The organism is Dyadobacter sp. (assembly GCF_051859145.1).
Taxonomy (GTDB): Bacteria; Bacteroidota; Bacteroidia; order Cytophagales; family Spirosomataceae; genus Dyadobacter.
Genome location: NZ_JBHYGF010000152.1, coordinates 1 through 8,992, shown reverse-complemented (window position 1 = coordinate 8,992; position 8,992 = coordinate 1). Strand labels below are relative to the sequence as shown.

The 8,992-nt window shown below is 45.7% G+C and carries 8 protein-coding genes and 2 pseudogenes; 3 read left to right on the top strand and 7 right to left on the bottom strand.

All coding sequences use genetic code 11. From position 1 onward, the window contains the following. The 6 genes and pseudogenes from ACTIE6_RS10425 to ACTIE6_RS10400 all read right to left on the bottom strand — a co-directional run. Positions 1 to 140, bottom strand: a pseudogene (locus ACTIE6_RS10425) (aspartate aminotransferase family protein); the annotation flags it as partial. Between the two features lie 50 nt (positions 141 to 190). Then, positions 191 to 1,381, bottom strand: coding sequence for a hypothetical protein (locus ACTIE6_RS10420; RefSeq protein WP_439556576.1), 1,191 nt, complete (start codon positions 1,379 to 1,381; stop codon positions 191 to 193). Further along, complete coding sequence (locus tag ACTIE6_RS10415) at positions 1,374 to 2,216, bottom strand: type 1 glutamine amidotransferase (protein ID WP_439556575.1); 843 nt, start codon at positions 2,214 to 2,216, stop codon at positions 1,374 to 1,376. The genes ACTIE6_RS10420 and ACTIE6_RS10415 overlap by 8 nt, the downstream gene beginning before the upstream one ends. Before the next feature lie 124 nt (positions 2,217 to 2,340). Further along, entirely contained in the window at positions 2,341 to 3,444 is a 1,104-nt protein-coding gene (locus ACTIE6_RS10410) for a carboxylate-amine ligase (RefSeq protein WP_439556574.1), read from the bottom strand. 24 nt (positions 3,445 to 3,468) lie between these two features. Further along, the gene (locus ACTIE6_RS10405) at positions 3,469 to 4,629 is read right to left on the bottom strand and encodes an ATP-grasp domain-containing protein (protein ID WP_439556573.1); all 1,161 of its coding nucleotides are present in this window, start codon (positions 4,627 to 4,629) and stop codon (positions 3,469 to 3,471) included. 35 nt (positions 4,630 to 4,664) lie between these two features. After that, on the bottom strand, positions 4,665 to 5,372 hold the full coding sequence (locus tag ACTIE6_RS10400; RefSeq protein WP_439556572.1) for an esterase family protein: 708 nt from the start codon (positions 5,370 to 5,372) through the stop codon (positions 4,665 to 4,667). 114 nt (positions 5,373 to 5,486) lie between these two features. Between ACTIE6_RS10400 and ACTIE6_RS10395 the strand changes: the two genes are divergently transcribed. Beyond that, positions 5,487 to 6,284, top strand: coding sequence for an alpha/beta hydrolase (locus ACTIE6_RS10395; protein ID WP_439556577.1), 798 nt, complete (start codon positions 5,487 to 5,489; stop codon positions 6,282 to 6,284). 2 nt (positions 6,285 to 6,286) lie between these two features. On the opposite strand, the gene ACTIE6_RS10390 is transcribed toward ACTIE6_RS10395, so the two are convergent. Beyond that, on the bottom strand, positions 6,287 to 7,303 hold the full coding sequence (locus ACTIE6_RS10390) for an acyl-CoA reductase (protein WP_439556571.1): 1,017 nt from the start codon (positions 7,301 to 7,303) through the stop codon (positions 6,287 to 6,289). A 128-nt stretch (positions 7,304 to 7,431) separates the two neighbouring features. Here ACTIE6_RS10390 and ACTIE6_RS10385 point away from each other — a divergent pair, with 128 nt between their 5' ends. Together ACTIE6_RS10385 and ACTIE6_RS10380 are read left to right on the top strand one after the other, a co-directional pair. Then, positions 7,432 to 7,779, top strand: a complete 348-nt coding sequence (locus ACTIE6_RS10385) for a 4Fe-4S binding protein (protein ID WP_031527072.1) — start codon at positions 7,432 to 7,434, stop codon at positions 7,777 to 7,779. Between the two features lie 345 nt (positions 7,780 to 8,124). Continuing rightward, positions 8,125 to 8,992, top strand: a pseudogene (locus ACTIE6_RS10380) (porin); the annotation flags it as partial.

Genomic DNA, 8,992 nt, shown 5'->3' with positions numbered 1-8,992 from the left:
CCGGAAATCAGGTCCAGATAGGATTTCCCGTCTGCTCCATACATGTAAACGCCCTGCGCACTGTCAATTTCAAGCGCGAGCGGGTAGTCGGAAGTTTGGGCAAGATGATCAAAAAACTGTTGACGATGGGTGATATACATTATTTACTTATAATACTTTCTTAAAGTGTAGTCCTTTTCTGGATTCTTCTTCATTCAAAGAAAGTGGCGCTGCCGCCAACCCAGGTAAAATCTTTATTGAAGCCCACGCCGATCATTTCGCCCCGGCTCAGCCTGCTTAAACTAATCAGCAGCTCCGGCTTGTCAGCTTTATCTTTCCAGCCATACATCATCCTTACCTCACATTTGACAAGTCCGTCAGGTGCCTGTATCACAGGTTCGTAGGATACTTTGCGCTGTAAAATGTAGTTCTCAGGATCCGGCAATGCATGAAGATCCGCAGCTGTAACATGCAAACGTACGCCGGAGCCTGCAAATGAAAAAAGTGGTTTCAGAACATAATTTTGAAGATCCTCGGGATAGTTACCCGAGTAGTCACTTACAAAATGCGTTTCGGGTATATACGGACCTTTAAGAAACGGCATTGAAAATTTACTGATCCTGAAAAACCAATTCGGATGCCCGACCCAGGTTACATCCACTTCATCAGTAAAGCGATAGCTGGTTACCAGATCGGGATAGTTGAGTAGGTCGTCAAAGATCAGCCTATTGTAGATTCTTTTGACCTGAACTTTGCGTCCATCCTTCTCGTAAAAGAGCGATCTCCCTTCACGGATCAGTCTGGTATAGCAAACAGCCTGGATTCCCAGCATTGCCTCCGTTACTGCGAAGTCAATCCGCGTTTTCTGCTTTTCAGGAAAGATTTCGAGCAGGATCACAGATTCCGGTTCTTCATCAGCCAGGATCAACGAACGCAATTTTGCAACATACGCATTATATCCGTCAGCGTTAAACAGATACTGAAATTCGGGAAGCACATCAAAATGCATCCTGAATGCTTCTGACAAAAACGCCTGGTAACCGAAAACCGATGGAAATCCTTGTAGCTCAATCAACTGGGGTACAAGCATGCCACTTTTATCCCTGCAAATCGCATAATCAATGGCCAGGAATGAAGTATGTGCATTCTCACCGGGAACAAACTGTGATTCAGGAACCGCACGCTCTGTTTTTGATTTGAAGTCCGGCGAGCGCAATACCTCAATAATCTGCTCAGAAGTTTCCAGGATCTTCTCTTTCAAATCCTTTGGAATAAACACCGGCGTTTCAGCCACGCGGAAATCCAGCTGACCAGGGAATGAAGTTTCAATGTAAGCCACAAAATCCTGGTACTTTTTGTCTGAAAATGACTGATTATATGCTTCCCGGGCTTCCTTATGCATAGGCGGGCGTGAATGATTTGTCCAATGCGTTTTTCAGAAATGCAGGCAAGATAACAGATTCGGTGAGCAGGATCTTGTCAGGATCGTTCAGGTGCGCGATCATGTCATTGTATTTAGTTTCTCCATGTGCTGCGACAATAGCGACTTTTTTATCCTCCCTGAGAAAATACCGCAGCATTCCTTCTGCATCAGCTTCCGGGTGAAATTGCGTTCCCACGACTTCATTGGAAAAGCGGATTGCCATGATTGCGCGTTCCAGCGGCACATGCAGACGGATCTTTTCAAGACAAAGCAACTTAGCGCCCATTTCGTCGAACATGAACTGATCAGGCTGGGTTACCTGATAATCTCGCGAATCCACGATCCAGAATGGATCCGCAAGCGCAGTAAGTAACGGATCTTTGCGCCCAGTGCTGGTTTTATGCACCGGGAATGTGCCAAAGGAAGTTTTTCTCCTCTTGCTCACCCGCGCAAGCTGCCAGTGTATGCAAGCCATTTGAAATGAATGGCAGATCAGGAATAAATGTTTTTTTACGCGGTTCTGACGTTTCTGATTGTATTGAAACAGCTGGTCAAGGAAAGAAAAGTACTTTTTCTCCCAGGCTTCGCCAACCGGCGAGGGATTACCTGGCCCGCCGGTAGAAATATAAGCATCGAAGTCCATTCCGGGTATTTCAAGCTTTTGGCGTACATCGAAAATCGTGTATTCAACGGGCACTGCTTCTTTCTCACCAAAACTGGTGATAATCTTCCTGATGCATCGCATCCCTTCGTTCTCGAACCCGTCGTACATGTCCAGAATTGCGATCCGGAAATGTGTTTTATTATCAATCATTTTGTGAGGGCTTGTTGCCAGAAGCTTTGCTGTAAGCTTTTAGCTGTTAGTTTATCTTTTTATAAACTATTTTAACAAACTATCCCGGTATAAGTTCGGATGACAGAATATTATTTGGCAGACTTCATTCGCCGAGTCCGATTTTAGTTTCTGCGACAATGTAGTCCACCACTGCATTCATACTCCCGGTTTGTTCAAAAACTGCTAACTGGCGATCCGCGCCGGTGCCCATTTCCATGATCTGGTGGATGTAGCTAATTTCTTTTCGGCTTCCCAGTTCGTCTACCACGTCGTCAATAAATTCGAGCAGCTCGCCTGCCAGCAATTTATACTCCACTTCTTCCTGTTTGCCAAAATCAATCAGCTTTCCGTGGATGCCATATCTTGCCGCGCGCCATTTATTTTCATTAATGAGCATTCGGTCGTAAATGCGGAAGCTGAGGTTCATCCGGTGCAGCTTGTAAATTTTTGCGACCAGCGCCTGCATAATCGCAGCGAGGCAGATAGTCTCGTCAGTCCGCATCGGTACATCGCACATCCTGAACTCTATTGTATTGAAAAATGGATGTACCCGAATGTCCCACCAGATCTTCTTCCCGTTGTCAATGCATTTGGTCTTGATCAGCAGGTTTACATATTCATCGTATTCCGCGGCACTTGAAAAGTAATCGGGAATGCCGGTTCTTGGAAATTTGTCAAAAACCTTCGATCGGTAAGATTTAAAACCCGTATTCCGACCGCACCAAAAAGGAGAGTTGGTGGATAATGCGTAAATGTGCGGTAAAAAGTACCTGACTGCATTCATGATCTGAATTCCTTCATTCCGGTCTTCAATACCGACGTGCACGTGTAAACCGAAAATAAGATTGCCGCGTGCTACGTCCCGCATTTCATCGATAATTTCATCATACCTCGGATCGTCGGTAATCAGCTGATCGACCCAATCGGCGAAAGGGTGGGTACCCGCTGCTGCCACCTGCAAATCCTGCTTTTCAGCCAGGCCGAGGATCATTTTACGCAGGTAAGTTACTTCTTCTCTCGCCTCCTGTATGTTGTGGCAAATGTTGGTACCAACTTCCACTACTGCCTGGTGCATTTCGGCCTTCACACGCTCCTTTAAGGTGATCTTACCATCTTCAACCAGCTTCGACATGTGCGACCGCAGGTTGCGGGTAACTGGATCTATCGTCTGAAACTCTTCTTCAATTCCTAGTGTGAAAGTGGCCATAAAGGGCGGTTTGAAATACTTTGATCAGGATTTTTTCATTTTAGAATTCTTGGCAGGCGCTTTGGTAACCGCAGCTTTATTGGTAGGCAGCTGTGGATCGGGTTCGGCAACAGGCTCCGAAGTGCCAGCTGCTGGTTTTTTGACAGATTTCTTTGGTGTTACTGCTTTGATGTTAACCTCAGTGGCAGAAGGTAGGGGAACTGGCTGTACTTGTTGGCCAGGAGCAGTAATCCCGGCCTGCACTGCCTTGCTCAGGAAGGTTCCCCAGGTAAGGTTAACCTGACCGGGTACCTGCGCTTTGGCACGTTCAATCGCCATATTAGCGGCAGCTTCCACAACCCATTCAAAATTATCCGGGCCTACGGAATAGATGTCAGCATCGGGCGCAGGATTGCAAAAATCAATGGCGTAAGGGATACCGTCGCGCACGGCAAATTCCACCGTATTGAAATCATATCCCAAAGCTTTGTTCAGTCTCAGGGTATAATCTTTAATCGTTTCCAGCAGCTTTTCTCTTTCCTCGCCAGTCGCCTTTAATTCTGATGCATATCTCAAATGATGCGGGTTGCGGGGCTCGTAAGGCATAATCAGCACATCTTTCTGGCCGATACAATAGCAACGAACGTAGTCGCTAAACTCGATTTCTTCCTGCAACATCATCACCAGCTGACCTGTTTCTTCGTGTTTATACCACAAATCCTGAGGATTTACAACCTTATAAACGCTCTTCCAGCCGCCGCCATCGTGCGGTTTCATGTAAGCCGGAAAACCGACGTACTGGAAGATCTCTTCCCAGGCCATCGGAAATGCGAGGTTGCGGAATGAAGTTTCTGTTGTATTGTCAGGCCGCTGCTTTGAAGGGAGCAAAACTGTTTTCGGGACAGGTACCCCGATCTGTTCTGCCAGTGCATTATTGAAGAACTTCTCGTCGGCGCTCCACCAGAAGGGATTGTTGATCACCGCTGTACCGCACAAGGCAGCATTTTTGAGGTAGGCGCGGTAGAAAGGTACATCCTGTGAAATGCGGTCAATGATCACGGCATATTCTGTGGGCGCGGCTTGCGCGACTTTATCGATGGTAACTGCCTCGGCGATAATATCGGGTTCTCCCTTACTGTTCACTCTTTCTATAAATGCATTCGGGAACGTATTTTCCATCCCAAACAGTATTCCAATTTTCTTCATACTAAAATTCAGTTTTGTTATTGATAAAGTCCGTTTTACATGATCCTTGCCAGGTAGTCGGGGAACATTTTTGTCCACAGTGGCCAATCGTGCTTCTCCCAGCCCCGGATGTCCAGCCAGTGCTCTATGCCATTTGCATTTAAGATATTTGACATTCTTACATTACTATCGAGGCAGATATCCCATTCAGAAGTTCCCAGCACGATCTTCATATGCCCGTATCGCCAGCCCTGTTCGTTTGGCATGTAGTCAACCGGGTTATTAAAATAAACAGTATCGTCGTAAAAGCCGTCGGTAAAGCTTCTGATGTCGAACGCGCCGCTCATGCTGATCAGGTAAGCGACCAGATCAGGGTGCCTGAATGCGAAATTGGCAGAATGAAAACCTCCGAAACTGCAACCTGCCACACCGATCCTCCCGACATTACACTCGGCTTTGATATAAGGTACCAGCTCGTTTGCCAGGAATTTGTCGTATTGAATGTGGTTGAGAACCCTGTATTGCGGGTTAATGTGTTTGGCGTACCAGGAATCTGCGTCAATGGAGTCGACACAATAAAGCTTGTATTTACCAGAGTCTATCAAATTTCTAACCGACTCGGTCAGCCCCATATCCTTGGCCTGGTAGTAGCGCCCGAGGGTGGTTGGAAAAAGGAGGATAGGGTACCCCCAGCTCCCGTAAACAAGCATATCAATCTCTCTGTCCAGGTGATGAGAGTAGTATTTAATGTGCTTCTCTTCCAAATCAGCCGGCGTTAAATTTGATTATTGAAATATACAAAACAAATCATAGGAAGCAAATTAATAACTTGCACGTTTGTTTTACTCCATTTTTAGCGGTTTAAGGGTTTGAGCGTCGTGTATTCTTCCACATTTTTTGACGATATAAAAATTTATTCCAACTTCCTCCACAGGGAAGTTCGCGTTAGTGTGCTCTTGCCTGCCGGGTACGAAGCGGCAATGCATTATCCCTTGCTCCTTTTCAACGACGGACAGGATTTCGGGTCGCTTAGGTTGGTGGAAATTGCGGGGGGGCTGCAAAGTTCAGGAGAAATCAAACCTATGATAATCGCAGGAATACATGCAAACGAACGCCGCATTTACGAGTACGGAACGGCTAGCAAGTCTGATTATGCAGGCAGGGGCAGCGAAGCAGGGCAAACAACTTCATTCGTCACTACTGAGCTTCTGCCATTTTTACAACAGCAATACCAGGTAAGATCCTCCGGCAATGCATACGCCGGCTGTTCGCTCGGCGGCTTAATGGCACTGGATATCGCATTGCATTTTCCGGCATTTTTCCCGCTGACCGGCGTTTTTTCCGGCGCATTGTGGTGGAGACAGAAGGCAATCGGGGAAGGTTACCTGGATTCGGACAGGATTATGCATGCGCAGATTGAGCGTCTTGAAGAAAAACCTCCATTGAAATGCTGGTTTCAATGCGGCTCACAAGACGAAACGGACGATCGCGATGGCGACGGTGTGATCGACTCGATACAGGATACGCTTGAATGCATTGCTGCATTGGAAAGAAAAGGGCTGGTCTGGAACCAGGATGTTTTTTACACGGAGGTACCTGACGGGCACCACGATCAGGCTACCTGGTCGATGATGATGCCGGAATTTCTGAAATGGGTTTCTACAAACCTGAAATAGGCTTACAGTGTACTCAGGAAAGCCATAGTATCAACAGCATCCGCATAATCAGAAAGGCCGGGCTCCTGTGATTTTCCAAAAGGTACATTACCGGGAATGCCTGCATTGCCTACTACGCACTGGATCTTCTCGGCCGACTCGTTCAAAGCCGATTGTACCGTATCCAAATCCGTGTATGTTTCAAAATGTAAAACGCTGATCGGAGAAACGAGCGCGCTGTTTTCGGTGATCATCAAAAAACCATTATCAAGGTGCGGGACCCTGTTAATCAGGAAAATCGACTTATTGTACTCGTAGTTATTGAAGTATTTATGGTTTTGAAGATAGAGGTGCGCCCTGTTTTCTATTGCCTCATAAAACTTGGTAAAATCATATCCGGCAGGAACGAAGAGCTTGGAAACATTGCGGCAACCCAGACCAAAATATTGAAGCACATCCCTGCCAAGTAATTGCAGTTCTTCCTGCGTTTCGTTACCTGTTAAAACAGCAGCGGAAGTCCTGTTCCGCCGGATCACATTGGGTTTACTAGCGAAATAATAGTGAAAGTACCGGGCTGTATTGTCGCTCCCGGTAGCAATGTAGGCGTCGGCCTCGTTGAGCCGCTCCACAAACCTGATCTGCGAAGTAAATTCAGGTTCTTTTTGTATTAAGTGGTGAAGCAATGCGGAAATCAGCACCGGATCATCAGAGCTGGGTTTCACCAGCAGCGTGTGTCCGCTGATCAGTACGCACAAAGCATCCTGAAAACCGACAGCCGGAATATTTCCAGCCATAACAACACCCACTTTCCGGTATTTATTTGGCTCCGGGTATTGTGCTGACCATTCACGAAGCTTTTCAGGATCAAGGAATTCGGTAGCAATGGCGTGGAGTGACTTCCTTACATTCTCGGGCGTAAACCAGTTGTTCCGGCTATTTGCTGATTCAACCCAATCTTGTATAACTTCCTCATTTTCCGCGTCTGTAATGAATTTTCCCAATTGGATGAATGCCTCTTCCCGCCTGATCCTTGCTAACATACTTTGTGAACTCTAAAAAGTTTTACTGACCTGCCGTTTTTATTTTTCTGATTGTTGGGAAACTATAAATAGTTATATTTGTTACTCTAAGCAGAAGAATAGCAACAAATATAAACAATCCGGCGACTATGGCTATAATGATAACCGATGAATGCATAAATTGTGGGGCGTGCGAGCCAGAGTGCCCCAATACAGCAATTTATGAAGGCGGTGTGGAGTGGACCTGGGGAGATGGGACCAGTTTAGATGAAGTAGATTTTGGCGACGGGACAGTAGTAAGCGGCAAGGAAAAGCAGGCGCCTGTTTCAGATGAGTTCTACTATATTGTTACCGATAAATGTACGGAATGTGTTGGTTTCCACGAAGAGCCGCAATGCGCTGCGGTTTGCCCGGTTGACTGCTGCGTGCCGGATCCCGACAATGAAGAAGAAGAAGATACATTATTAGCTAAAAAAGCCTGGATGCACGGCGAATAGCCGCTTCCTAAATATGAATTTGAAAGCCCTGCCTATGGCGGGGCTTTTTTTGTGCCCAAACTTTTTCGTAATGGCATTATGATTATAAAATTTCTTAATAATGGCACTGTTGTGAGTGTAATAAAATTCTGTGTATACACATTAATACAAAATTTAAATTTTTTTCTTAAATCTGTTTAAAAGCTATTTTTCTGTTGATTATCCATTAAAAAAGAGAATAAAAACATGAAAATTGTATTTTTTTGGATAAAATATGTCGACTATATTTGATTAATATAATTTATAAACAATATTTGATTCATAAATCCTGCCGGTGAGTAATATTAACTTAAACAGAATATAATTATGAGAAAAGTCTATTGCGCAGTATTATCTTTGATGGTTCCTTTTTTGGGTTTTGCAAAGTCTGGCGAAGACAGAAAGGCTGTTAAAGCTGATACAACAATCGTAGCAGAAGCAGCTGAGGAAGAAGGAAAGGGAGCATTCGCATTCTCAGGGTATCTTGACTCTTATTACATGGCCAATTTCAACAAGCCAGCTTCCCGGTCAAACATGGGTGCAACCAATGCACGTGTGTTCGATCAGCGATCAGGTCAGTTTTCGCTCGGCCTTGTTCAGACGAGAGTTGCTTATACCAACGCGAAGTCAGAAGCAGTAGTAGATTTGACATTTGGCCCGAATGCCAATATGGGTAACTATGGAAATGCCTAGTTCAGCACCGCACTCGCTATCAAACAGGCATACTTCACTTATAAATTCACAGACAAGTTCTCAATGACCGCGGGACAGTTTGGAACGCACATCGGATACGAAGTGATCGACGCACCGGCCAACTTCAACTATTCGCTGTCCAACCTGTTTAACAATGGTCCGTTTTACCATGCCGGTTTGAAAGCAACTTACGCCTTTTCTGATAAAGCTTCTTTAATGGTGGGCGTAGTGAACAATGTAGACGGACTTGGCGATAACAACCGCGCGAAAGGAATTATCAGCCAATTGTACCTGCAACCTGCATCGGGCTGGAATGTATACCTGAACTACATCGGAAGCAACGAAGCGAATACGGACAGCCTCGGCAAGCAGCCGGAAGGTCTTTACCAGGTATTTGATTTAACAACCAGCTTCCAGGTAACAGAAAAATTCCTGCTTGGTTTGAATGCAGCTTACGGAAGCCAAAAAGGTGATTTCCAGGGTGCAGGCGGACCAATTGGTA